General features: G+C 64.6%; 25 protein-coding genes. 14 read left to right on the forward strand and 11 right to left on the reverse strand.

The window, feature by feature from the left end; all coding sequences use genetic code 11:
• Positions 1 to 2: 2 nt before the first annotated feature.
• Together VGM71_RS10280 and VGM71_RS10285 are read left to right on the forward strand one after the other, a co-directional pair.
• On the forward strand, positions 3 to 1,172 hold the full coding sequence (locus VGM71_RS10280; protein ID WP_331544728.1) for an RloB domain-containing protein: 1,170 nt from the start codon (positions 3 to 5) through the stop codon (positions 1,170 to 1,172).
• Positions 1,173 to 1,201: 29 nt separating this feature from the next.
• Positions 1,202 to 1,633 carry a hypothetical protein gene (locus VGM71_RS10285; RefSeq protein WP_331544730.1) on the forward strand — a complete coding sequence of 144 codons (432 nt, stop codon included), beginning with the start codon at positions 1,202 to 1,204 and terminating at the stop codon, positions 1,631 to 1,633.
• 43 nt (positions 1,634 to 1,676) lie between these two features.
• Here VGM71_RS10285 and VGM71_RS10290 read toward each other — a convergent pair whose 3' ends face one another.
• The gene (locus tag VGM71_RS10290; protein ID WP_331544732.1) at positions 1,677 to 1,964 is read right to left on the reverse strand and encodes a hypothetical protein; all 288 of its coding nucleotides are present in this window, start codon (positions 1,962 to 1,964) and stop codon (positions 1,677 to 1,679) included.
• Positions 1,965 to 2,069: 105 nt separating this feature from the next.
• On the opposite strand from VGM71_RS10290, the gene VGM71_RS10295 reads away from it, so the two are divergent.
• From VGM71_RS10295 to VGM71_RS10305, 3 genes are all read left to right on the forward strand, one after another.
• Positions 2,070 to 2,429 carry a DUF1304 domain-containing protein gene (locus VGM71_RS10295; protein WP_345786173.1) on the forward strand — a complete coding sequence of 120 codons (360 nt, stop codon included), beginning with the start codon at positions 2,070 to 2,072 and terminating at the stop codon, positions 2,427 to 2,429.
• 76 nt (positions 2,430 to 2,505) lie between these two features.
• Positions 2,506 to 4,215, forward strand: a complete 1,710-nt coding sequence (locus VGM71_RS10300; RefSeq protein ID WP_331544734.1) for a patatin-like phospholipase family protein — start codon at positions 2,506 to 2,508, stop codon at positions 4,213 to 4,215.
• 151 nt (positions 4,216 to 4,366) lie between these two features.
• Positions 4,367 to 4,738, forward strand: a complete 372-nt coding sequence (locus tag VGM71_RS10305) for a hypothetical protein (RefSeq protein ID WP_331544736.1) — start codon at positions 4,367 to 4,369, stop codon at positions 4,736 to 4,738.
• Between the two features lie 12 nt (positions 4,739 to 4,750).
• Here the strand turns inward: VGM71_RS10305 and VGM71_RS10310 are convergent, their stop codons facing one another.
• Positions 4,751 to 5,428, reverse strand: a complete 678-nt coding sequence (locus VGM71_RS10310; RefSeq protein ID WP_331544738.1) for a BON domain-containing protein — start codon at positions 5,426 to 5,428, stop codon at positions 4,751 to 4,753.
• Between the two features lie 109 nt (positions 5,429 to 5,537).
• Between VGM71_RS10310 and VGM71_RS10315 the strand changes: the two genes are divergently transcribed.
• The 5 genes from VGM71_RS10315 to VGM71_RS10335 all read left to right on the forward strand — a co-directional run bounded on the left by VGM71_RS10315 (position 5,538) and on the right by VGM71_RS10335 (position 11,149).
• The gene (locus VGM71_RS10315) at positions 5,538 to 6,548 is read left to right on the forward strand and encodes a DUF4105 domain-containing protein (RefSeq protein ID WP_331544740.1); all 1,011 of its coding nucleotides are present in this window, start codon (positions 5,538 to 5,540) and stop codon (positions 6,546 to 6,548) included.
• A gap of 95 nt (positions 6,549 to 6,643) precedes the next feature.
• A complete protein-coding gene (locus VGM71_RS10320; RefSeq protein WP_331544742.1) occupies positions 6,644 to 7,405 on the forward strand; it encodes an NADPH-dependent F420 reductase in 762 nt (253 codons plus the stop codon).
• Between the two features lie 165 nt (positions 7,406 to 7,570).
• Positions 7,571 to 7,810, forward strand: a complete 240-nt coding sequence (locus tag VGM71_RS10325) for a DUF2188 domain-containing protein (RefSeq protein ID WP_331544744.1) — start codon at positions 7,571 to 7,573, stop codon at positions 7,808 to 7,810.
• 65 nt (positions 7,811 to 7,875) lie between these two features.
• Positions 7,876 to 8,112 (forward strand): hypothetical protein, encoded by a 237-nt coding sequence (locus tag VGM71_RS10330; protein ID WP_331544746.1) that lies wholly within the window; start codon positions 7,876 to 7,878, stop codon positions 8,110 to 8,112.
• A 202-nt stretch (positions 8,113 to 8,314) separates the two neighbouring features.
• Positions 8,315 to 11,149 (forward strand): TonB-dependent receptor, encoded by a 2,835-nt coding sequence (locus VGM71_RS10335; RefSeq protein WP_331544748.1) that lies wholly within the window; start codon positions 8,315 to 8,317, stop codon positions 11,147 to 11,149.
• A gap of 5 nt (positions 11,150 to 11,154) precedes the next feature.
• On the opposite strand, the gene VGM71_RS10340 is transcribed toward VGM71_RS10335, so the two are convergent.
• Complete coding sequence (locus VGM71_RS10340) at positions 11,155 to 11,304, reverse strand: hypothetical protein (protein WP_331544750.1); 150 nt, start codon at positions 11,302 to 11,304, stop codon at positions 11,155 to 11,157.
• A gap of 64 nt (positions 11,305 to 11,368) precedes the next feature.
• Positions 11,369 to 13,390: a hybrid sensor histidine kinase/response regulator gene (locus VGM71_RS10345; protein ID WP_331544752.1), complete on the reverse strand. Its 2,022-nt coding sequence runs from the start codon at positions 13,388 to 13,390 to the stop codon at positions 11,369 to 11,371.
• 145 nt (positions 13,391 to 13,535) lie between these two features.
• Here VGM71_RS10345 and VGM71_RS10350 point away from each other — a divergent pair, with 145 nt between their 5' ends.
• The gene (locus VGM71_RS10350) at positions 13,536 to 13,661 is read left to right on the forward strand and encodes a hypothetical protein (protein ID WP_331544754.1); all 126 of its coding nucleotides are present in this window, start codon (positions 13,536 to 13,538) and stop codon (positions 13,659 to 13,661) included.
• Between the two features lie 93 nt (positions 13,662 to 13,754).
• On the opposite strand, the gene VGM71_RS10355 is transcribed toward VGM71_RS10350, so the two are convergent.
• Positions 13,755 to 13,940 (reverse strand): CsbD family protein, encoded by a 186-nt coding sequence (locus VGM71_RS10355; protein ID WP_331544756.1) that lies wholly within the window; start codon positions 13,938 to 13,940, stop codon positions 13,755 to 13,757.
• Positions 13,941 to 14,136: 196 nt separating this feature from the next.
• On the opposite strand from VGM71_RS10355, the gene VGM71_RS10360 reads away from it, so the two are divergent.
• Positions 14,137 to 14,709, forward strand: coding sequence for a DNA-binding protein (locus VGM71_RS10360; protein ID WP_331544758.1), 573 nt, complete (start codon positions 14,137 to 14,139; stop codon positions 14,707 to 14,709).
• A 53-nt stretch (positions 14,710 to 14,762) separates the two neighbouring features.
• Here VGM71_RS10360 and VGM71_RS10365 read toward each other — a convergent pair whose 3' ends face one another.
• Entirely contained in the window at positions 14,763 to 14,915 is a 153-nt protein-coding gene (locus tag VGM71_RS10365; protein WP_331544760.1) for a hypothetical protein, read from the reverse strand.
• Between the two features lie 538 nt (positions 14,916 to 15,453).
• Here VGM71_RS10365 and VGM71_RS10370 point away from each other — a divergent pair.
• Positions 15,454 to 16,566, forward strand: a complete 1,113-nt coding sequence (locus tag VGM71_RS10370) for an S-(hydroxymethyl)glutathione dehydrogenase/class III alcohol dehydrogenase (protein WP_331544762.1) — start codon at positions 15,454 to 15,456, stop codon at positions 16,564 to 16,566.
• Between the two features lie 11 nt (positions 16,567 to 16,577).
• Positions 16,578 to 16,802, forward strand: a complete 225-nt coding sequence (locus VGM71_RS10375; RefSeq protein ID WP_331544764.1) for an RNA-binding S4 domain-containing protein — start codon at positions 16,578 to 16,580, stop codon at positions 16,800 to 16,802.
• A 68-nt stretch (positions 16,803 to 16,870) separates the two neighbouring features.
• On the opposite strand, the gene VGM71_RS10380 is transcribed toward VGM71_RS10375, so the two are convergent.
• The 5 genes from VGM71_RS10380 to lexA all read right to left on the reverse strand — a co-directional run bounded on the left by VGM71_RS10380 (position 16,871) and on the right by lexA (position 23,407).
• The gene (locus VGM71_RS10380; RefSeq protein ID WP_331544765.1) at positions 16,871 to 17,161 is read right to left on the reverse strand and encodes a hypothetical protein; all 291 of its coding nucleotides are present in this window, start codon (positions 17,159 to 17,161) and stop codon (positions 16,871 to 16,873) included.
• A gap of 205 nt (positions 17,162 to 17,366) precedes the next feature.
• Positions 17,367 to 20,513, reverse strand: coding sequence for an error-prone DNA polymerase (locus VGM71_RS10385; protein WP_331544767.1), 3,147 nt, complete (start codon positions 20,511 to 20,513; stop codon positions 17,367 to 17,369).
• A 153-nt stretch (positions 20,514 to 20,666) separates the two neighbouring features.
• Positions 20,667 to 22,076, reverse strand: coding sequence for a DNA polymerase Y family protein (locus VGM71_RS10390; RefSeq protein WP_331544769.1), 1,410 nt, complete (start codon positions 22,074 to 22,076; stop codon positions 20,667 to 20,669).
• Between the two features lie 72 nt (positions 22,077 to 22,148).
• A complete protein-coding gene (imuA, locus tag VGM71_RS10395) occupies positions 22,149 to 22,778 on the reverse strand; it encodes a translesion DNA synthesis-associated protein ImuA (protein WP_331544771.1) in 630 nt (209 codons plus the stop codon).
• Between the two features lie 2 nt (positions 22,779 to 22,780).
• Complete coding sequence (gene lexA / locus VGM71_RS10400) at positions 22,781 to 23,407, reverse strand: transcriptional repressor LexA (protein WP_331544773.1); 627 nt, start codon at positions 23,405 to 23,407, stop codon at positions 22,781 to 22,783.
• Positions 23,408 to 23,415 lie beyond the last annotated feature (8 nt).

Here is a 23,415-nt window from a genome sequence, read left to right on the forward strand (position 1 = left end):
TCGTGGCGCGAACAGGGAACTCGTTCAATCGTAGTAAGCCGAACCGTGCGCCGCGGCCGACTGTACTGATCATCTGCGAAGACACCAAGTCAAGCCGGAACTATCTCGAAGATGCAGCGATTCATTTCCGCGTGCATGCCAAAGTGGAAGTCACGCATTGCGGCAAGACCGATCCCAAAGGGATCGTCGAGGAGGCACTCCGCAGGCGATCGCGCTTCGACAAGGTGTTCTGCGTGGTCGATCGCGATACTCATCCTGGATGGGACGAGGCGATGCGCCTGGCGAAAGGACAGGAAGGCCTGGAAGTCATTTCTTCGTTTCCCTGCTTTGAGTTCTGGCTCATCCTTCACTTCAACGGCAACAGGAAGCCATACGCCGCAGAGGGCAATAAGTCGCCTGCTGACTGCTGTGTATCTGATCTGAAGAAGTGCGAATCGATGCAGGATTATGACAAAGGGAAGGTGGGAAGGATATTCCAGTCGCTTGTCGGTCGCCTCGACAATGCAACTAAGCGGTCGAAGGGAATTCTCGAGGACGCGAAAGCAACCAACGAATTCAACCCGAGCACAAGGCTGCACGAATTGATTCTCTTCTTCGACGCATTGGAGAACGGAATTGAATCCAAAGCTGCTATCAGGTTCGGACACATGACTTACGACATGGCCTCCGCAACCACGGCGGACGCCGGGGAAATAAGCGTGCTGCTGCAAGCGAATGCCCCGTCGCGGGGTGGTTCGTTGACCGGCGAATTCCCGGCCGGGAAGGTCGAGCAAATGATTCTTGGCGGGATGCCGGTTGTCATTGCGCGTCGCGAGGGTAGGGTCGTGGGTGTGCTGTTCAGCGCGGCCATCGATGCTCCGGCACCGCCATCAGTCCGGGCCATGCTCACCGCGTGGCCCGGTGGTCCGGAGTCCTATGTCTACGGCCCCGTCTGCATCGCCGGTACCGAGAGAGGGAGAGGCTTGCTCCCGCAACTTTATGCGGTGTTGCAGGAACAGCTTCCGAATCGCGACGCCATCCTCTTCATCCGGCGGGACAACGCCGCTTCCATTCGCGCCCACGAACGACTCGGCATGCGTGAAGTCGCGGGATTCATTCTCGATCGCATCGACTATGCCGTCTTCAGTAGCGGCACGGACTCGCAAGCCAGGCACGCAGATGTCGTACGATAGCTCCCGCTAATCGCCTGGGGGATGGATGTATGGAAGAGACACAGAATCCGGTAAACCGCCTGTTCGGCTTCGTGGTCGAGTTCGCCGAGCAGATGCTGGCGAAGAGCGGCGAATTCTTCCCGTTCGGCGGGTCGATTACCGAAGCCGGCGAGATTGCGGCGGCAGCCGGTACGCCGGACGGCCCGGGGAATCCGAACGCACAGGACGTGTACCGGCTGGTCGCGCAGGGGCTGGCGTCCAAGGCATCCGGCAGCGACATCGCCGCCGTGGCGCTCGTTGCCAACGTCCTCATTCCCGAGGAACTCGAGCCTGTCGTCGAGAGCGGTATCAGGGTTCACGTGGAGGCCCCCGGGTTCGCACGCATGGTTTACGTGCCTTACGAATTCGTTACCGGGGAGCACCAGCAGGTGCGCCTGCACGAACCTCTTGCGGTTGAAATAGATCCCGAGTTCTTCGTCTGACTTGCGATTCCGACTTTCATGCTTGCTACGCCGTCGATTCGGGCTACGAAGGCAGGCCGGGAAGAGGCGGGGCAGCCTCCTGCATCCCGTCGACCGACGTCGTCAGGCAGCGTAAGGCAATGCGCAGTTCCATGGAATTCGGACAGCCGCAGGACAGCAAGGCCTCTATCTTTTCGGCGGCGTCGGCGACCTTGAGGTGGTCGTGCTGCAGCGCGCAGCGGACCATGTGGTTCGCGCGAAGCTGGGCTTCGTCGTAGTCATGGTGCAGCAATGCCTGGAGCAGCCCGAGGGCCTCCAGGGAGATCTCCTGGGCTGCCGTGTCCTTGCACATTCCCGCCATAGTGCCGGACACGCGTCAGGATGCAATCCACCATCCGGCCTAAGAACGGATTAGCGGCTATCCTCGGGCGCCAGCCCTCCGTGCAAGGACAGAAGCATGACCATCGTCGCCACCGTGCTCACCATGCTGGTGATACTCATCCATGTGTACATCGTGCTGCTGGAGATGGTCCTCTGGCGCTCGCGCGGGCCGAGGGTCTTCGGCATAAGCGCCGACTTTGCCCGGGACAGCGCCGCGCTGGCCTCCAACCAGGGGCTCTACAACGCGTTCCTCGTCGTCGCCCTCGTTCTCGGCCTGGCGCTGCGTGAGCCCTTAGCCACGGCCTTCGTGTTCTACGGTCTCGGCTGCGTCGTGGTGGCCGGACTGTGGGGCGCGCTCACCGCCAGCCGGCGCATCCTCTATGTACAGGCGTTGCCGGCGGCCCTCGCGCTTGCGGCGCAGTGGATGGCACGATAGAAAAACGTGGGGAGCGTTCGGGTTTCCGGAGACTCCCGTCGCCCATAATGCGTTGAACTCAGGCGATGGAGCGGACATGCCCGATACGGACCTGCCCCTGGCGCATCCCGAAATCACGCCACCCCCGCGGGCCCATACGTTTGAACTGGGCCTTGCACTGGCCGGCGCCGTGTCCGGTGGCGCCTATGCCGCCGGTGTCCTGGATTTCCTCTACGAGGCGCTGGAACACTGGTACGACGCGAAGGCGCGCAAGCTGCCGGTGCCTACGCATGACGTTCTCCTTAGGGATATCTCCGGGGCATCGGCTGGCAGCATCAACGGCGTCATCTCGGCGGTGGCGCTGCCCTATGCGTTTCCCCACGTGCACATCGCGGACGTGGATACGCCGGCCAACCCGTTCTACGACGTGTGGGTCAAACAGGTCGACATCCGCGGTTTCCTCGGTACGGACGACCTCGTGGACAAGAACGTCCCGATCGCCTCCCTGCTCGACACCCGCCGCCTGGACGAGATAGCGGCCCAGGTCCTGCGCTTCGAGGGCCAGCCCTTGGCGCGGCCTTATGTCGCCAATCCGCTGAAGTTCGTCTTCACCGTGACGAACCTGCGCGGCGTGCCGTACGCGGTGCCGTTTGCGGGCAGAAGCGCGGATGCCGTGCACAGCATGGTCGCGCACGAGGATTACCTGCGCTTCGCGGTCGACACGGGGCAGGGACCTTACGACCGCGCCTGGCAGTATCCCGACGACCTCTACGTGCCCCATCCCAAGCAGCTGCCGGATCGCGCCTGGACGTCGCTGATGAACGCCGCGCTCGCGTCCTCCGCGTTCCCCGGTGGCCTGCGTTACCGCGAAGTGGAGCGGCGCTGGAGCGACTACATGCAGCGCAGCGTGGTGGTGCCCGACGAACACGGCATCTCCCGGGTCATTCCCATCGAGCCGCGACGCGATGCCTGGGATCGCCACGGGGCCACCTATCGCTTCGTCGGCGTGGACGGCGGGGCGATGGACAACGAACCGTTCGAACTTGCCCGTACCGAATTGGCGGGCACCCTCGGCCGGAACCCGCGCCGCGGCGACGAGGTGAACCGCATCGTGCTGATGGTGGATCCGTTCCCGGAACCGGACGACCTGGGCCCCGAGTTCGCGGCATCGATCAACATCGTGGAGGCGCTCACGGCACTCTTCTCTTCATGGAAGCAGCAGGCGCGGTTCAAGCCACGGGAAATCGCGCTGGCCATGGACGATGCCGTTTACAGCCGCTTCCTGATCGCTCCTACCCGGCCCTCGGCGGATGGAGCCACACGCTGGCTGGGCGGCCGCGCGATCGCGGCAGGGGCCCTCGGCGGTTTCTCGGGCTTTTTCGCCGAAGCCTACCGGCGCCACGACTTCCTGCTCGGCCGGCGCAATGCCCAGCGCTTCCTGGCCGAGCATTTCCTCGTTCCGGCGAACAACCCGATCGTCGCCGGCTGGGCCGCCGATCCGGTGCTGGCCGGTTACCTGCGCGAGCGCGACGGCGTGCTGCATGCGCCGGTCGTTCCCTTGGTGGGGCCTTGCGATCCTGGCCAGCGTGAAGACCGCCTGCCGGACTGGCCCAAGGGCGCTTTCGATCCGTCGAGCCTGGGCCCGGCCATAAAGAAGCGGTTGGATGCCCTGTATTCGGTCGCCACGGACCAGTGGAAGGACAAGATCCTCACCTGGCTCGCGTGGCATACCTATGCTCGCCGGAAACTGCTCGATTTCACCTCCCGGAAACTCCTCGAAGCATTGCGGAAACATGACCTCTGGTGAGTGAAAAGCGCTTAAATCGTGGCAAACGACACCGCCCTGTCGCATTCGTGAAGAGGGAAAAATTTCTTAGCCGAATTTGCTTAAGGTATATGGTCGCGGCGTAGAAACGGGAGTAGGTTGGTCGTCCGGGCCACTGATTGCGGGTTTTCGCATGAACATGACAGCCTCGCCGCGGGCAATCGTCTTCGAAGACCATTCCGGTTTAGCCTCCGCGCTGACCGACCTCCTCGCCGAGCGACTAGGCTACGACGTGGCGGCTTGTGCCGGCTGCATCGAGGAGGCCATCCGCGTGGCCCACGTTGAGCGTTGCGACGTGGCGGTGGTCGATCTCGACCTCCAGGGTGTCATGGCCTATCCCGCGCTGGACGAACTCAAGCGGCGCGGCATTCCGTACGTGTTGGCCACCGGCTCGCTGGCGGTCGACATTCCCCGTCGCTACCAGGCGCCGCTGGTGCGCAAGCCCTACAGCGCGCACCAGCTCGAAAGCGCCATCCGCGAAGCAAGCCTGTCACGCGCAGGCTGAGCGGACGCTCCGTCACCCTGGCGAAGGCTCGTCGAACATGCCGCGATCCTCGGGTCGGTTTCTGCCGCGCACGCGCAGGGTGTTATCCACGTCCCTGACCCCCACGGCGTCGACCGCGGCATCTTCCGCCAGGTGTTTCATGTAGCGTTCGGGCACGTCGCCGCTGAGCTGGACGACGCCTTGGGCTACCTGGACCTCGATAGTCGAGGCATCGATGGCATCGTGTTCGGTCAGCCGTTCGCAGATGTCTTCCCGGATACGCTCGTCACTGCGCTCGTAACCCTTCGGGCCGACGCCGCGCAGGCCGCCGGGATAGCCAGAGCCACTCCAGTCGCGTTTACCCTCGTCGCCACGCCCGAAGTCGCGATGGCCGGGCTGCGGTCCGTTGCCGCCATAACGGTGGTGGCCGCCGAACTCGCGGTGCCCGGGATAGCGGCGATCGCCTCGCTGGTCATCGCGCTGGCCTCCCCAGCCACCGCCGGCGAAGTCGTCACCGGGGCCGTAATCCCGGCCGCCTGCCATGTCGTGACCAGCGTCGTAGGGACGGCCGCCGAGGTCCCGATGGCCGTACGTACCGCCAAACTCGTCACCCGGGTAACGGGTGTCGTCGCGACGCGCACCTGGCCGGGTCCAGACGGGATCGTCGCCGGGATGACGTGTCTTGCCGTAGCGATCGTCGAAGCGGCTCATCGGATGCTCCCGCGGTGAAAGATGTGCCCAGTGTTCCCGCCGGGACATGCAATGTGTGTTGCCCGCGTGTCAACGTCATGGGAAAGTTCATGACGATGAGCCTTATTCCATGACCCGGTGTGGCCTGTTTGCCCGCGGCGCCGCGGGCCTTCTCGCGGGCGTGTTGTTGTTCGTCTCGGGTGCCTGGGGCGCATTCGCGCTGGCGTTCCGCTTCCCGGGGCCTCGCGCAGCGCGTCTTGCGGCTGCCGTGGCGTGGGTGGCCGGGTGCGGTGCCGCATGGATGGCATGGCTCGGCTGGAGCGCGGGGTGGGGCCCATCGGTCTTCGCCGTCGCCCATGCCGTGCTGCTGGCCTGGTGGGCGTCGATGCGCCCACGCAACGATCATGTGTGGGCCGACGACGTGGCCTGCCTGCTGCGCGGCGAGGTGCAGGGATCGTGCGCGGTGCTTCACAACGTGCGCGATTTCGACTGGCGCGGCGATGACGATTACGACGTGCGCTGGGAGACGCGGGAATACGACCTGGACAGCCTGGTGGGTGCGGACGCGATCCTGTCCTACTGGTCAGGCGAGGCGATCGCGCACGCAATGCTTTCCTTTGGATTCGACGACGGGCGGCATGTCGTGTTTTCCGTGGAGATCCGCCGCAAGTGCGGCGAGGCGTTTTCCGAGATCGGCGGCTTCTTCCGCCAGTTCGAGCTGGTGCTGATTGCCGCCGACGAGCGCGACATCGTGCGCGTGCGCACCAATGTGCGTGGCGAGGAAGCGTACCTCTTCCCGTTGCGGATGACGCGCGAAGCCATGCGTTCTCTCTTCGTTTCCTACGTGGAGGCGGCGAACGAGCTGGTACGCGTGCCGCGCTTCTACAACACGGTCACCTCGAACTGCACCACCATCGTCTACCGGATGGCGAAGCGCATCGACGGCGCGCTGCCATTCGACCTGCGGCTGCTGCTCACGGGATACCTGCCGGAGTACCTTCGCGATGCCGGTGCCCTGGACCGGCGCCTTGGCGTGGAGGAATGGCGGCGGTTGGGAAGAATCACGTCGCGGGCCCTGGCGAGCGGACCGGACGATGATTTCTCCGCCGCGATACGGCGCGGCGTGCCGCCCGCTCAATAGCCAGCGCTTCGAGGTAACCGCCGGGCCCAGGTAGATCATCGAGTATGGCTGTCAGGGCAGGCAAACGCATCGTTGAAATATGGGGAGCTCACTCTTTGCTCGCCCGTTTTTCACGCGAGCAGGTGATGATGTCAGCGATTACCTCAAGCGGAGTCCATACCATGAAGATCGGCATCATCGGCGCTGGAAACATCGGCCACACGCTCGCACGGCGCTTCCGGGAACTCGGCCACGACGTGCTCATCGCAAACTCGCGCGGCCCGGAAACACTCACCCACATCGAGCAGGAAACCGGCGCGGTCGCTGTCACGTCGCGTGAAGCCGCACGCGGCGCGGAGGTCGTGATCGTGACCATTCCCGAAGCGAACGTGGCGAAACTGCCGCGCGATCTGTTCGACGGTGTGCCGGAGGACACGGTGGTGGTTGACACGGGCAATTATTATCCGCAGCAACGCGACGGGCGAATCGGACCCATCGAGGACGGCGTGCCCGAAAGCCAATGGACATCCGACCAGCTTGGACGGCCGGTCATCAAAGCGTTCAACAACATTTACGCCGAGCACCTGGGAACGCTGGGCAAACCCTCTACCGCGGAAGAGAGGATCGCGTTGCCGGTGTCTGGCGACGACGAGAACGCAAAGGCGAAGGTATTGAAGCTCATCGACGAACTCGGTTTCGATGGCGTCGACGCAGGCTCGCTGTCCGATTCCTGGCGACAGCAGCCGGGCTCGCCCGTCTATGGGGCTGACCGCGACCAGGAAGGCGTGCGCCAGGGATTGCTCGACGCGCAGCGCGAGCGATCGCCGGAATGGCGCGCTACGGAGCATAGCCCGGGCACATTCGAGGCACCTCGCTGAAGCGCGGGCGTGATCCTTGCGTGAAGGAACGGCATAGGTGTTTTCCGTTGTGGGAACGTCAGGGAACGGATAATCTTGCGCCTCTGTTCGTGCAGCCGTCCCGCCCACTCCCCCTGGGATCGCCGGCCCTACGCCTTGCGAGGTTTCTCACCTTCTTCCATGGCCATGGTGATCTACGACATTCCCTTCCATCCCGATATGGCGGGCCTATGGCACGTGCAGATGAACGGCGTGCCCACGGAAAACTTCGAGACGCGCATCGCCGCCATCGCGTACGCGGTGCAGCAGTCGAAACTGCTCGGCCTGCAGAACGGTTTGCAGGTGCTGGTTTCGGTGGAGGGTGCCGATGGCATCTGGCGCGAGTTCGAATCGAACGCGAAGCGGCCCGTCAGCGGCCTGCAATAGCGCTGCACGTCGCGTTGATGCGCGATGCTTAGGATTGGGGTCGGATACGGAGGATCACCCCACTCATGACGCATCGAAAGATCGGTTACTTCGACGTGGAAGGCACGTGTTACGTCGCCAAGCCAGGCCACTGGCGTGGCAAATACGTCATCAGCGAAGACGGCGAGGAAGTCAGGGAGAAATTGTGCATTACGTTGCACGAGAACGAAGACGACGCCTGCGCGGAGGGTATGCGCCTGGGCGTGGAGGCGGCCCGCAAATTGATGCGTGAACGCGAAGGTTTCGACCCCGGCGAAGAGTAAGAGGGGACCGGTCCTTCTTGCATAGGGCGTGCCACGCGCCTGTGTTTTCAGGTGCCGCAATATATTCCGAATGGCCGATGGTGCGCTTCCTTTACACGGCGTAAGTTTTCCTTGCGTCCCTGTGAATGAAGCGTTCTTTTCCGGTCCATTCCCGGAGCCGCGAGTCCCAGCCCAACTCCCCTGAAGGCTTCGGAGACTTACCATGAAAACCTCGTCGCAGAAGGTGCTTCGGCGCCACGGCCTCGCTTTGTCCATCGCCGCCGCTCTCGCGTGCAGTGCCGCGGGCGCGCAGCAATCGCCGCAACCTCCGCCGCCGCCTCCACAGAGCGCGCAGGGTGGCCAGACCACTGAACTCGCCACCATCACCGTCACCGGTTCGGCCCTTCCGCGCATCGACGTGGAAACGCCGTCGCCCGTGACCACGATCACCGCGGAACAGATCCAGAAGAGCGGCCTGACCACGGTGTCCGATGTGGTTCGCGCGGTGTCCGCCGATAACAGTGGATCGATCCCGGCATCGTTCACCGCCGGCTTCGCGGCAGGGTCGTCCGGCGTTGCGTTACGCGGCCTCACCGTCAATTCCACCCTCGTGCTGATCGATGGGCGGCGCGCGGCGAGCTATCCGCTCACCGACGACGGCCAGCGTTCATTCGTCGACCTGAACACGATTCCATCCAATGCCATCGAGCGGATCGAAGTGCTGAAAGACGGCGCGTCGTCGCTGTACGGCGCGGACGCCATCGCCGGCGTGGTGAACATCATCCTTCGCCCGGGCTACCAGGGCACGGAATTCACGGCCGACATCGGTACCTCGCAACGCGGCGGCGGCACCACGAAGCGCGCCACGGTGCTGTTCGGTGGCGGCGACCTGGAGAAGGACGGCTGGAATGCTTACCTGAGCGCGGAATACCAGCGCGACGAGGAAATTCTCACCCGCCAGCGTGGCTATCCGTACAACACCGCCGACATTCGCCGCAGCGGCGGCAACAACCTGATAGGCGGCCAACCATCGCAGAATTCCGGTTCGATCTACGGCACGGTCACCCCGGGGACGCTGTCGAGGCCGGGCGACGTGACCTCAGGCGTGGCCGATCCGGACGGCGTCGCGCAACCGCTGGCGGCTTGCGGCCCGAAGTCCACACTGGTAACCGACGATCCTGCGAATCCCGGGAGTTATTGCGCGCAGAACTTCGCACGTTACACCGCGATCCAGCCGACCATGGACCGGCGTGGCCTGTATGGCCGTTTTACGCTGAAGGTGGGCGAACGGTCGAAGGCCTACATCGGCGCCAGCTACTACGAGGTAAAGACCACCTTCCCTGGTGGGCCGGCGCAGATCCAGGCAGGCACGCCGCGCAACACGAACTCCATCGCATTGCCGGCGACCTTGCCGGATGGTTCGCTCAATCCCAACAACCCGTTCGCGGCAAGCGGCCAGGCTGCACTGATCAACTTCGGTTTCCCCAGCGCGTTGGCCAGCGGCGGAAGCGACAACCACAACCTGCGCATCGTGGGTGGGTTCACCGGCTATTGGGGCGATTGGGGTTACGACACCGCGCTGGTGTTCAACCACTCGTCGCTGGATACCTGGCTGAACGGCTTTCTCGACTACAACAAGCTGATCGAGGTCGTCACCAACGGCACGTACAACTTCCTCGACCCGAGTGCCAACTCGCGTGAACTGCTTGGCGCGCTGTCGCCGCAGCTGAAGAAGACCTCCACCAGCGACCTGCAGCAGTTCGATTTCCGCGTCACGCGTCCGCTGGCCGACCTGGGTGGCGGCGCACTGGGTCTTGCCGCGGGCATCGACGTGCGCCATGAGGAGCAGGACGATCCGGACCTCAATCCGGGCCTGCGGGCACAGGGCCTCGGCATCGCGCACGTGAAGGGCGACCGCACGGTGTCCGGCGCTTACATGGAACTTGACGCGCCGTTCCTGGAGTCGCTCGAAGTAGACGTGTCGGGCCGGTACGACCACTACTCCGATTTCGGCAACAACTTCTCCCCGAAGATCGGCATCAAATGGAAGCCGATCGAGGAACTGGCCCTTCGTGGCACGTTCTCGAAAGGATTCCGCGCACCGAGCTTCGCGGAGAACGGCTCGAGCGAGGCGCAGGGCTTCGCCACGTACACGCCGCCCGAAGATTTCCAGGCCCTGCATAACAACAGCGGTTACGTGCAGCCCTATGGCCTCGCGTTCCTCACGCGGGCGAATCCGAACGTGAAGCCCGAGCGCTCCAAGAGCTGGACGTTCGGCGTGCTCTACCAGCCCACGCAGGACCTCAGTGCGTCGCTGGATTACTATCGGATCAAGAAGACGGGCGTGATTGCGCAGCAGAGCCCAAGTGCGGTGCTGGATGCATATTATGCGGGTGAGCCGTTGCCGGAGGCGTCGGCCATCGTGCCCGACGTGCCCGACCCCGCGGCGCCCGGCGCGCTGCCGAGGCCTTTGATCGTTTCGGCGCCTTACGTCAATCAGAACGCCCTGGAAACCAATGGCCTGGACCTCAACCTCAAGGCCGGTTTCGACTTCACCCCCAATGTGCGCTTCACCAGCGAGTTGAATCTAACGAAGATCATCAGCTGGAAGCTGACCCTGGAGGACGGCACCAAGCTCGAGTTCGTCGGCACGCATGGGCCTTATGGCCTTTCCTCGGGCGCGGGCACACCGCGTTACCGTGGGTCCTGGGCCAACAGCATCCAGTTCGGCAAGGCGACCATCACCGGTACGGTGTATTACACGAGCGCCATCAAGCTCACCGCGCCGGACATCGCGCCGGAGTGTTTCTCCACCAATACCGACACGGGCGCGAACGTGCCTGCCGACTGTCGGATGGCCTCGTTCACGGACTTCGACCTGACCGGGCGCTACGACCTCACGGAGAAGGTGGCGATCACCGGTTCCGTCATGAACGTGTTCGACAAGAAGGCGCCTTTCGATCCGCTGAACTACGCCGCGCTGAACTACAACCCGACCTATGCGCAGAACGGCGTAATCGGGCGGTTCTATACCCTTGGCGTAAGGGTGAAGCTGTAGGAAGCCTAGCGGTCCGCGGGCCGTGCCGCCGGTGCGCGCTCGCCGTCGTCGGGTACATCGCCGGCCGGCCCGCCGCGATGGATGGCACCGATCACGAAGATCGCCAACAGCGCGACGATCAGCGCGATAAGGGCGTAGTAACGCGAACGGTTCATCGGACGCTCCATGGGGACGAGACGAGTCTCGGGGGCGGCCGGTCAAGGGAATGGATGCCCGTTGTTACGGGTTCGTGCCGTCGAGCAGGTCCGCCACGGCTCCCACGAGCGCATGCAGCGAGAACGGCTTGCTGAGGATGGACGCCCTGGGCGGCAGGCGGGGCGCGTCGGCGAAGGCCTCCCAGGCATAGCCGGTGATGAACAATACGGGCAGGTCGGGTATGGCCTCGCGAGCGAACTGCGCCAGTTGCCTGCCGTCCATGCCAGGGAGGCCGATGTCCGTGACCAGGATGTCCGGCCGGGCGCCGGTGCGCAGGCGGCGAAGCACCTCGGCGCCTTCGGCGTGATCTTCCACCGCGTAGCCTGCTTCCTCGAGCACCTCGCGCGCCAGCGAGCGAAGCATGTGTTCGTCTTCCACGAGGAGGACGTGCCTGCCCGCGCCGTGGCACGAGTGGCGATCGATATGCGCGTGGGCCGCCGTTGCCTCGCCGGCGTGGCGCGGCAGCCAGAGGCTCACCGTGCTGCCCTTGCCGGGCACCGATTCGATGATCGCCCGGCCACCGGTCTGGCGGGCGAAGCCATCGACCATCGAAAGGCCGAGGCCTGTGCCCTGGCCGATCGATTTGGTGGTGAAGAACGGATCGAAGGCTTTCTCCGCCACCGAGCGCGACATGCCGGTGCCGGTGTCGGTCACCGAGATCACGACGTAGTCGGCCGCTCCCATGCCGATGTCCTGTGCCGATGCATTGTGTGTCGCAATGCATAGCGTACCGCCGCCAGGCATGGCATCGCGGGCGTTGATCGCCAGGTTGAGGATCGCGCTTTCCAGCTGGCTGGCATCCGAGAGCGTGCGCCAGAGGTCGTGCTGCATACGCAGTTCAAGCGACACCTGCTCGCCCAGCAGCGGGCGCAGCAACAGGTCCAGCCCACGCACGATGCCGTTTGCGTCCACGTCCGATAGCGACAAGGCCTGCTGGCGGGCATAGGCAAGCAGGCGATGGGTGAGGCCGGCTGCTCGGTTGACCGCGCCGTGCGCCGCATCCAGCATGCGCCGGGTGTTCTCCAGCCGGCCGTTCTGGATGCGTTCGCTTACGATCTCGATGGCGCCTCCGATGCCGCCAAGGATATTGTTGAAGTCGTGCGCGATGCCGCCGGTCAGCCGGCCCAGCGCCTCCAGCTTCTGCGCATGGCGTAGCTGGTCTTCCATGTCGCGCCGCCGCTGCACGTCGCGGCCCATGCCGTAGACGACCTCGCCGTCGGGCACGCAGGTCCAGGCGAACCAGCGATGGCTGCCGTCCTTGGCACGCAGGCGCACTTCCAGGTCCTCGACCACCTCGCCGTCCAGCAGTTGGGTCATGGCGTCGCGTGCGCGGTCGAGGTCGTCCGGGTGCACCAGATCGCCGAAGGCCATGCTGGTCAGTTCGCCGATTTCGTATCCCAGATCCCTCTGCCACGCCGGGTTGATGTTGCGATAGCGGCCGTCGCGTGCCATCACGATGTAGAGGTCGGGGGATACGGCCCAGATCTGGTCGCGTTCGCGCGTGCGTTCGTTGATCTCCCGCTCCAGTGAAGCGTTCAGTTCACGCAAGGTCATGGCCGAGCGCACGCCACGGGTGGTTTCGTTGGTAACCGCATACATCCCGATGACCTTGCCGCACTCGTCGCGAAGGGGTGTGAACGAGAAAGTCCACCACGTGCTTTCCACAAAACCGTGGCGGGTCATCGCCAGCGGCAGGTCGCGATGCATGCTGCCCCGGCCCGCCAGCGCCTGCGCCACGTGCCCGGCGATGTCGTCCCAGACGTCGGCCCAGAGCTCGTCGAAACGTTTCCCGATGGCGCCGGAGAGGCGCTTGCCGAGGATCGGGCGGTAAGGATCGTTGAAGAAGAAGACCTGGCCCGGCTCTGCCGAGATGAACATGGGCTGCGGCGAATCGAACATGGTGGCGAGCATGGCGCGGAGTCCCACCGGCCAGGCCTCTACCGGCCCCAAAGGGGACCGGTCCCACGCGACGGTGCGGATCTCGGCCGCCGTCGGCGAGTCCGCCGGCAGGAATGCGAAGGGATCGGGTAGGCGTTGGTTCGACATGTCCGGAGACCGATGGCTACATCCGGAATAATGCAACAGCCGCGAAGGCCGCGTCGTTGCGAAACGTACCGTGGCGTTGCTGTCACGCGCGATCCACGCCGTTCGATGGAACGTCGTCCACGCATCCACCCCGAGGAGGGACTGCATGAAAGACGACATCACGCCGCAACCCGGCAGACAGAAGGGCGGTATCGGTTACATACTGCTGTGGATCCTGGGCGTCCCCATTCCCATCCTGATCCTCATCGCGCTGGTGCGCGGCTGCACGTGAGGCAACGGGTCCTTCCGGCACCCTTGTTGAAAGGGCTCGTGGGCATCGCGTTCCGCGGAGGGTGCGGGAGCCGAAGGCTCCCGCACCGCGGTATCAATGATGACGATTGGTGTCGCGGGCGCGGTCCGACGCCTTGCCGACTTCACGTTGTGCCTTGCCGGCATTCTTTTCGATGTTGCCGGCCGCTTCCTTCGTCGGATTGCCGGTAATCTTGCCGGCCGCTTCCTTCATACTGCCCTTGACTTCGTGTTTCATGCCTTCGGTACGGTTCTTGTCCACGGTGTTTCCCTCGCTGCTGCTGCGCCTTTCGCAGTGCGACCTGTGTACTCCGGCCGTGGATTAGCGATGCGTGAAGCGTGCGTGCGTCGCGCTTCACTGTTCCGGAGGTGCTGACGCGGACACGACGCGCGCATCACATTTGTCCGCGCAGTCTCGTTTGTTGACGACACTGCCAGCTCCCGGAGGAACCCGAGTCATGCCTGAGAAGAAAACCACCGCCAGGGCACAAAAGGACAAGCGCGAAGGGAAGTCGGCCTCGACGCAGGCGGGGGAATATGTACGCGAGGAAATAGATCACGTTCGCGAAGGCAAGCATGGCGCACGTTCGGCCAGGCAGGCCATCGCCATAGGCCTGTCCAAGGCACGGCGTGCGGGCGTCAAGGCCAAACCGTCGAAGACCGCCAGCAAGGCCACGAAGAAGAAGGCGGCGCAGGATTCCCGCGCCGCCACTCGTAAGCGTTCGTCGGGAACGGCGGCGAAGAAGTCCACCACGCGCAAGCGCGCGTCGACGAAGAAATCCACGGCAAAGAAGGCCACGGCGAAAAAGTCGTCGGCCAGGTCGCGGGCGACTACAGCGGCCCTGAAGCGGGAAGGGCGCTCCGCGGCGTCGAAGCGGGCCCTGTCGGCCCAGGGACATAAGGCGGCGGCCAAGCGCAGCGCCTCCAGCCGCTCGGCCTCGGCGAAGAAGGCGGCACGTACGAAGGGGGCGGCGGGCCGTAAGACGGCCGCTAAGAAAGCGGCGAGGACAAGGTCGCGGAAAGCGTCCTGACAAAAGGAAGGCCCGCCGCGAGGCGGGCCTTCCGGTAGGGGGCCGAACGGTATTTAGATGGCGTCGCCGCTCAGGCGGCTGGCCACTTCGCCCAGCCAGTCGTAACCGTCCATCTCGCCGCCGAACAGGTCGAAGCTGCCGTTGTCGCTGGCGCCAGCGGCGAATTCGTAGGTCGAGATGCCGTAATCGTTGCGCAGTTCGTTCATGTGATGTCTCCCAGTCAGTACCGACCGGATGTCTCGATGCTCTGTCGCCGACGCCGCCGGTCTCTGGCGTGGCGAGAACCTTACGCTCCCTGGACGTTCCGAAGAAGTCGCGCGGGTGCACTGGTCCGTTTCGTTGGGTGAACAATCGGTTCGTTAGGCTTTCGTCACGCGGTTTTCAGGCCGAATTTCTGAACTAACGAGTTTCCTACGACCCCCTTCCTATGGGCGGCCCGAGGCTTTACAAGGGCTTCGCGGCATAAAAAGGTTCGACAGCGTTTGTAAGCAAAAGGTTCAAGGGAGAATCCTCATTGGAGCCGTCCCTCGTCTTCCTCGGACCCTTACCCGAGCCTTTCGTTCGCCGTCTTGGGCTTATCCGTTAACCCTAGTTTAACTCAAGGCCGTCCCCTTCGCTACCCAGGCCCTGTGAAACCGTTCACGAATGTCCATGGAAGCGGTCCCGACGCGCGCTGCCGAGCTAGAATTCAGGGTTACGCCGGCTACCGAAGCCGGACCGCCATCGAACAGAGGAACCCCACCCATGAAGTCTCGCGCCGCCGTCGCCTGGGAAGCAGGAAAGCCGCTGTCCATCGAGGAAATCGACGTCCAGGGCCCCAAGGCTGGCGAAGTCCTGGTCCGCATCGTTGCCACCGGCGTCTGCCATACGGACGCGTATACGTTGTCCGGCGATGATCCGGAAGGCGCTTTCCCGGTGATCCTCGGTCATGAGGGCGGCGGCATCGTCGAGGAAGTGGGCGAGGGCGTCACTTCGTTGAAGCCCGGCGACCATGTGATTCCTCTCTATACGCCCGAGTGTGGTGAGTGCAAGTTCTGCCGCTCGGGCAAGACCAACCTGTGCCAGAAGATCCGCGTCACCCAGGGCAAGGGGCTGATGCCGGACGGCACCTCGCGCTTTTCGCTGAACGGCAAGCCGCTGCTGCACTACATGGGCACCAGCACCTTCAGCGAATACACGGTGCTGCCGGAGATCTCTCTGGCGAAGATCAACAAGGACGCTCCGCTGGAGAAGGTCTGCCTGCTGGGCTGCGGCATCACCACGGGCATCGGTGCGGTGCTCAACACCGCCAAGGTGGAACCGGGCGCCACGGTGGCCGTGTTCGGGCTGGGCGGCATCGGCCTGTCGGTGGTCCAGGGTGCGGTGATGGCGAAAGCCGGGCGCATCGTGGTGATCGACAGGAATCCGTCCAAGTTCGCCATGGCGAAGATGCTTGGCGCCACGGATTGCGTGGATCCGCGCGACTACCCGGACACGCCGATCCAGCAGGTGATCGTCGACCTCACTGACGGTGGCGTCGATTATTCGTTCGAGTGCATCGGCAACGTGGACGTGATGCGCGCCGCGCTGGAGTGCTGTCACAAGGGCTGGGGCGAGTCGATCATCATCGGCGTGGCTGGTGCGGGGCAGGAGATCCACACACGGCCGTTCCAGCTGGTGACGGGCCGTGTCTGGCGCGGTTCCGCCTTCGGCGGCGTGAAGGGCCGCAGCCAGCTGCCGGGTTATGTGGAGCGCTACATGGGTGGCGAGATCAAGATCGATCCGATGATCACGTACACGATGGGCCTGGAAGACATCAACCGCGCCTTCGACCTCATGCACGAGGGCAAGTCCATCCGTTCCGTCATCATCTACTGAGGCCCCGTCCCATGGCATTCCAGGAATTTCGCCTCGAAGGCGACTATGTCGAACTCAACCTCCTGCTGAAGCTGGTGGGTATCGCCGGCAGCGGCGGCGAGGGCAAACGTATGGTCGCCGACGGCCGCGTCGCCGTCGACGGCGCGCAGGAACTGCGCAAGACCTACAAGGTACGCGCAGGCCAGGTGGTGACGATCGGCGATGAGGAAATCAGCGTCCTGCCCGAACTCGACTGACTTTTTTCCCGCGCCAACAAAAAACCCGGCACCGCGAGGCGCCGGGTTTTTTATTCGCACGCGAGGGATCACATGCCCGAGGTGGAGGATTTCGCCGGTTCGGACATGGAACCGTCCTTCTTCATCTTGTGTTTCTTGTGGGTCGACTTCATCGAGCCGTTCTCGTCGGATTTCATCGAGTCGTGGCCCATCGTGCCGTGGCTCATCGAGTCGCCGCTCTTCTTCATCGAGTCGTGGCTGGTGCTCGTCGGGGTAGCGGCGGTCGAGGCGGGGGTGGGAGCGGACTGCTGGGCGAGAGCGGCGCCGCTGACGGCCATGCAGCCGGCGAGCATGGCGACGATCAGTTTTGTATTGCGCATGACGAGTCTCCTGGAACGGGTGCGCCTGGGGAAGCATTGCGATGTTCGGCGCGAAGGCATCGCTCACCGGTAAGACCGGACCTGCAAAGGTTTGCTGAAGCTATTCCTTTTCTGGCTCGCGTGGTGATCGCAAAGCAACAAATCTTCGGCAACCGTTCAGGAGAAACACAGCGTCCGTTAAGTGATGGCATGGTCTACGTCATGGCTAGTGGAAGTCGCGGGACACGGATCCCATGGCCGGCAGCAGGTCGCTGAAATCGTGCAAGCGGGTCGCCACGAGATGGCGTACACCGTCGATGGCCTGCCATTGCCCATCCACGGCGAGCAAAACAGCATCCAGCAAGGCGTGGCGGCAGGCCTCGGCCACCTTGGGACGAACGATCACGTTGACCTGTCCGGTCTCGTCTTCCAGCGTGACGAAGGTGATGCCGCTGGCGGTCTGCGGGCGCTGGCGCACGGTAACGAGGCCGGCGTGGCGCAACCAGGCGCCGTTGCGTTCGCGATCGAGATCGCTGGCCCGCCGCACACGGCGGGCCAGCAGGTTTTTGCGAATGAGACGAAGCGGATGCGCGGTGAGCGAAAGCCCGTGGGTGGCGTAATCGGCGAAAACGTTTTCCGCCAGGGTGGGCGGTCGTAAGGTCGGGCGTGCTTCCGCGACGGCGTCGATGAGGGGCAGGCTGCGTTCGATGCCGGAGCTTTCCCAGCGTGCACGATGGCGATGCCCGCTGAGCACGCGCAGGGCACCGGCATCGGCCAGACGCTCGCGTTCGAACCGGGTGAGGTCCGCGCGGCGGGAGAGGTCGGCGAGGTCGCGGAAGGGCGCCGCGTCGCGCGCGGCGACGATGCGCTCGCCCAGGCCGGCGGACAGACCGTTCACCAGACGCAGCCCGAGACGAAGCGCATGCCTGCCGGGTTTCCCGTCGACGGGTTCCAGCGTGCAATCCCAGTGGCTGGACGTGACGTCCGGTGGCCGAACCTCCACGTGGTGTTTGCGCGCATCGGCGACGAGTTGCGCAGGTGCGTAGAAGCCCATGGGCTGGCTGTTGAGCAGGGCGCAGGTGAAGACTTCCGGGTGGTGGCATTTCATGTACGACGACGCATAGGCGATGAGCGCGAAGCCCGCCGCATGCGATTCCGGAAAGCCGTAACTGCCGAAGCCCTTGATCTGGTCGATGATCTGCTGGGTGAACTCCGGCGAATATTCGTTCCCCGCCATGTTCTCGCGGATCTTCGGTTCGAATTTTTCCACGCCGCCGCGGCGTTTCCATGCGGCCATGGAGCGACGAAGGTCGTCGGATTCGTCGGCGGTGAAGTTCGCCACCACCTGCAGGAGCGCCATGACCTGTTCCTGGAAGATAGGCACACCCAGTGTGCGTTCCAGCACGGGTTTCACGCCTTTTTCGTAGACGACTTTTTCCTTGTTCTGTCGCCGTTGCAGATAGGGATGGACCATGCCGCCCTGGATGGGTCCGGGGCGAACGATGGCTACCTGGATCACCAGGTCGTAATAGGTCTCGGGTCGAAGACGCGGCAGCATGGACATCTGCGCGCGGGATTCGATCTGGAACACGCCTATGGTGTCCGCTTCCTGGATCATGGCGTAAGTGGCGTCATCCTCCGCGGGAATATCGGCAAGTCGCCGGTAATCCGGGCCTCCTTGTGCGCGCAGCAGGTCGATCGCCTTGCGCATGCACGTGAGCATGCCCAGGGCGAGGCAATCGACCTTGAGCAGCTTCATGGTTTCCAGGTCGTCCTTGTCCCACTGGATGATGGTGCGATTGTCCATCGCGGCGTTCTCCACCGGCACGAGGTAGTGCAACGGCGTGTCGGAAATGACGAAGCCCCCGACGTGCTGCGAGAGATGGCGAGGCATGCCGACCAGCTCCTCCACCAGCAGGATGAGCTGGCGGATGGTGCGGCTGGTGACATCGAAGCCACGTTCGGCCAGGCGTTCGACGATGGACACGTCGCCATGGGCATGCGAATAGGCACGACTGAGCTGGTCGAGCTGGTCTTCGGAAAGACCAAGAGCGCGGCCGACGTCGCGCGCCGCGCTCTTGGAGCGGTAGCTGATCACCGTGGCGGCGAGGGCGGCGCGTTCGCGCCCGTACTTGTTGAACACGTACTGGAGGACTTCCTCGCGCCGCTCGTGCTCGAAGTCCACGTCGATGTCCGGCGGTTCGTTGCGTTCGATCGAAATGAAGCGCTCGAACAGCATCGAAACCTGGACGGGATTCACCTCGGTGATGCCGAGGCAGAAGCAGACCACGGAGTTGGCCGCCGAACCCCGGCCCTGGCAGAGGATCTGCTTCGAACGCGCGAAGCGGACGATATCTTCGACGGTGAGGAAGAAGGCTTCGTATTCCTTGCGCGCGATGAGCGCCAGTTCCTTTTCGATGCGCTCGACGATGAGCGGGGGCACTTTGTCCGGCCAGCGTGTGGCGGCGCCTTCGTAGGTCAGGCGTCGCAGGTAGGTGGCCGGGTCGAGTCCTGCGGGTACCAGTTCGCGTGGATAAACATAGTTGATCCTGCGGATGTCGAATCCGGTGCAGCGCGCGGCGATGGCGAGGGTTTCCTCCACGATGTCGCGCGGATGGATGCGGGCGATCGTTTCGCGTTTGCGCAGGTGGCGTTCCCCGTTGGGGAAGAGGGCATGCCCGGCTTCGGACAATGGCGTGTTGATGCGGATCGCGGTCATCACGTCCTGCAGGGCGCGGCGGCTCCGCACGTGCATATGGACGTCGCCCGCGGCCACGCAAGGCAGGCCGTAACGTTCGCCGAGCTGGCGTAGCGCGGCCAGCTCGGCGTCGTCGTGCTGGCCGCGATGCAACTCCACGGCAAGCCATGCGCGTCCCGGGAAATGCGTTGCTACCCAGCTGGCGCGCGCTTCGTGCGTCGCCGCTTCCGTGGCGGCGTAGGAGCCTGGCGCCCAGAGCAGGCAGAGGCCCGGGCCGAGCGCTTCGAGATCGCCGCGATGGAGTTCGTAATGTCCCTTGGGCGCGCGTCGTCGGCCAAGCGTTATCAGCCTGCAAAGCTCCGTGTATCCCACCTGGTTTTCGACGAGCAGGACCACGACGGTTCCGTCGGAAAGACGGAGCTCGCTACCCACGATCAGGGGCAATCCGGTCTCGATCGACGCCTCCAGCCCCCGCACGATGCCGGAAAGCGAACACTCGTCGGTGATGGCGAGCGCCGAGTAACCGATGGCACGCGCCCGTTCGAACAGTTCCCGCGCACTGGACGCGCCGCGCTGGAAGCTGAAGTCGCTGAGCGCATGAAGCTCGGCATAGCCGGGAACCTCGACGTCGCCGTCGTTGGCCGGTACCAGGCAGCTCGTATCAATCTGCTTCATCAGCGATGGGCAGACCTGTAGGGGCGCGCCTTGCGCGCGACATGTTTTGAGGCCGTGACCCGGAGCGGGCGCGTAAAGCCGGGAACTGGCGCGAAAGACTGTCGCGCGCAGGGCGCGCTCCTACAATGGCTTTTGCGTCTGGTTCTACGCATGTCAGGCGAACCAGCCATGCAGCATCCAGCCATCGAGGGTACCGGGAGGTAGGTAGGCCCAGGCTTGTTGCCCTTCCGTAGTGCGAACGATGTAGTAATCGCGGCGCGTGTCGCCGCCGTCCCACCAGCCGCTTTCGATGCGCTCGGGACCGGCGAGCACGGCAGCCGGTTCGGGCCGCATCGGTTGCGGTCGCGGCAGAAGCCACAGCGGCCGGCGACGGCGCGGTGGCGATACGGTGCCGGTGGGCTTGCCGTAGCGGGACGCGTATTCGGGCCGGTGATCGGCGACCAGCGTGATCTGGCGCAATGCCGCGTCGCCGAGGCGTGCGCGCAGGCGCTCGTCAAGCGTGGGCCAGTCCAGGCCGTCGCCGCGCACGGGTTCGAACAGGTCGCGCACGGGCGGCCGGAACACCGGCAGTTCGGCGGCGTCGAGTTCGATCGACCGCGCGGGAGCGGGCAGGGACGTGCGCTCCAGGCGCGTGCGCGCCAGTTCGAACAAGCGCTCGGCCTCGCGTTGCGGTGCGGCCATGGCGACGACGACAGACGTGGCCTCGCCGCGGGCATGTTCGAGGGTAAGGGTGAAGCGCTGCACACCCCCATCGCGCGCGGCAAGCTGGTTGGCAAGTGCTCGCGTGAGACGGCGTAGCGGGAAGAGCAGTGGCTGGTTGCCGTCCAGTTCGCCATCGAACTCGATCTTCTGCCGGAAGCTTGCCGGCGGCTGCCATGCCGGCAGCACGTCGGACGCATGGCCTTGCACGCGGTCGAGCCAGTTCACGCCCTCGCGCCCGATGCGCCGCGTCAGTTCGGGACGCGGCAGGCGCATCACTTCATCGAGGCGGCGGAAGCCCATCGCCTGCAGCGAGGTCACCGTGGCGGCAGGCAGCCCGCTCTGTTTCAGCGGCAAAGTGCCGAGCATGCGCCGCACGCCCTCATGCTCGGGCAACACCATGCCGTCGGCGCTAGCGGCGAACACCCAGGAAGCGGCGGCGAACGGCGTAGCTGCCAGCGTATGCGCATGACCCTGTCCGGTCAGGCCTTCGCGCAGCCGTCCGGCCAGCAGGGGCCATCCGTCGAACAAGCGCAGGCTGGCGCCGACTTCCATCAGGATCGCGTTGGGCGGCACGAGGCTCACGTGGCCACTGAACTGGTAACACCAGGCGGCCAGTTCGGCGAGCAGGCGCGCTTCCGCATCGGGATCGCGCGGGCGTACTTCGAGAGCGGGACACAAGGCGCGCGCAGCGGCCAGGCTTTGCCCGCGACGAACACCGAGGGATGAGGCCCCGGTGTTCGCCGCGGCGATCAGACGCTGGCGCGCCTTGTGGTCCAGCAGGGCGGAGGGGCCTGCCTCCGGTGTCGCGGCGAAGGCGGCGGAGAACGCCAGGCCGGGAAAACGGAGACAGGCCCAAAGCATGGCTGCGTAAGAATGGCGACGACGGTACGTTCGTCATGACGGCGTGCATGCGCTTCGTCATGACGGCTTCCATCAGGCCCGCATGCGCAGCAGCGGAGCGGTGGTGGTCAGCAGCCCCCGCGACTTGAGCACGTCCACGTAGGTGGCTTCGTCGCTGTTGCTGACCTTGAGGCGTAGTGCGGCCGGGCTGTTCTGCGCGGCCTGCGCGGCGGGACGGAAAATCATGGCGCAGGCGTCGCCGCTTTCGGCAGCCAGCTGCAGTCGGCGCAGGCTGCGGTAATCGATGTCGGGCAACCAGCCGACCACGGCGCCACAGCAACCCGAGCGCAGGCACTGCTCCATGCTCCATGCGGCCTCGGTGCTGCCGGCGTGGATTTCGTGCAGGAAGCGCAGGTCGACGCCGGCCGACGCGAGCGCGGGCGCATAAGGAAGATAGGGCGGGGCGACAAAGATCACCCGGCGGTGTTCCTGGGTAAGCGCGGCCAGTGCGGGCATCACCAGGTCCAGTTCGCCGAGGCCGTCGTGCTCGAACAGGATCTCGCTCAGCGCACCCTGCGGCCAGCCGCCGCCGGGAAGCTTCTCATCCAGCGAGGTCCAGCCCGTGGACAGCGCGCGCACGCGCGGCTGGCGATCGGCTGACCGACGCCAGATACCGGGATGGTCGAGCACCTGGGCAAGGGTCGGGGTGGCGATGGCGTTCATGGTCAGGTCCTGCGGATGATGCCGACGTAACGCCCTTCGATGGCGAACGCATGGCGACGAGGATCGACTTCGATGGGATCGAAGTCGGGATTTTCGGGTAGCAGCAGGAGGCGGTCGCGCTCGTGCTTCAGGCGCTTTACGGTGACTTCGTCGTCGAGGCGCGCCACGACGATCTGGCCGTCGCTAGCCGTGGCGGTCTTGTGCACGGCGAGCAGGTCGCCATCGAGGATGCCGGCGTCGCGCATGCTCATGCCCACCACGCGGAGGAGGTAATCGGCGCGCGGGCGGAACAACGCGGGATCGACCTCGAGTTGCGATTCGACGTTCTCTTCGGCAAGGATGGGCGACCCTGCGGCGACGCGGCCGATCAAGGGCAGGTCGTTCGCGGCAGCGATGCCGCGGTAACCGGTGTCGCCGGCCGGCAGGCGCAGGCCGCGATGCTGCGGCGAGCGTTCCAGTACACCCTTCTTCACCAGCGACTCCACGCAAGCCTGCGCGGAGCTGTGGCTGGAGAAGCCCATGGCCTCGGCGATCTCGCGCAACGTGGGAGGAAGTCCCTGGCTCTGCAAGTATTCCCGCAGGAAGGCGAGGGTCTTTAGCTGACGCTCTGTAAGGGAAGGTGTCGACATGTGTACAT

The sequence above is a fragment of the Luteibacter sp. genome (assembly GCF_036499525.1).
In the GTDB taxonomy this organism is placed as follows: Bacteria; Pseudomonadota; Gammaproteobacteria; order Xanthomonadales; family Rhodanobacteraceae; genus Luteibacter.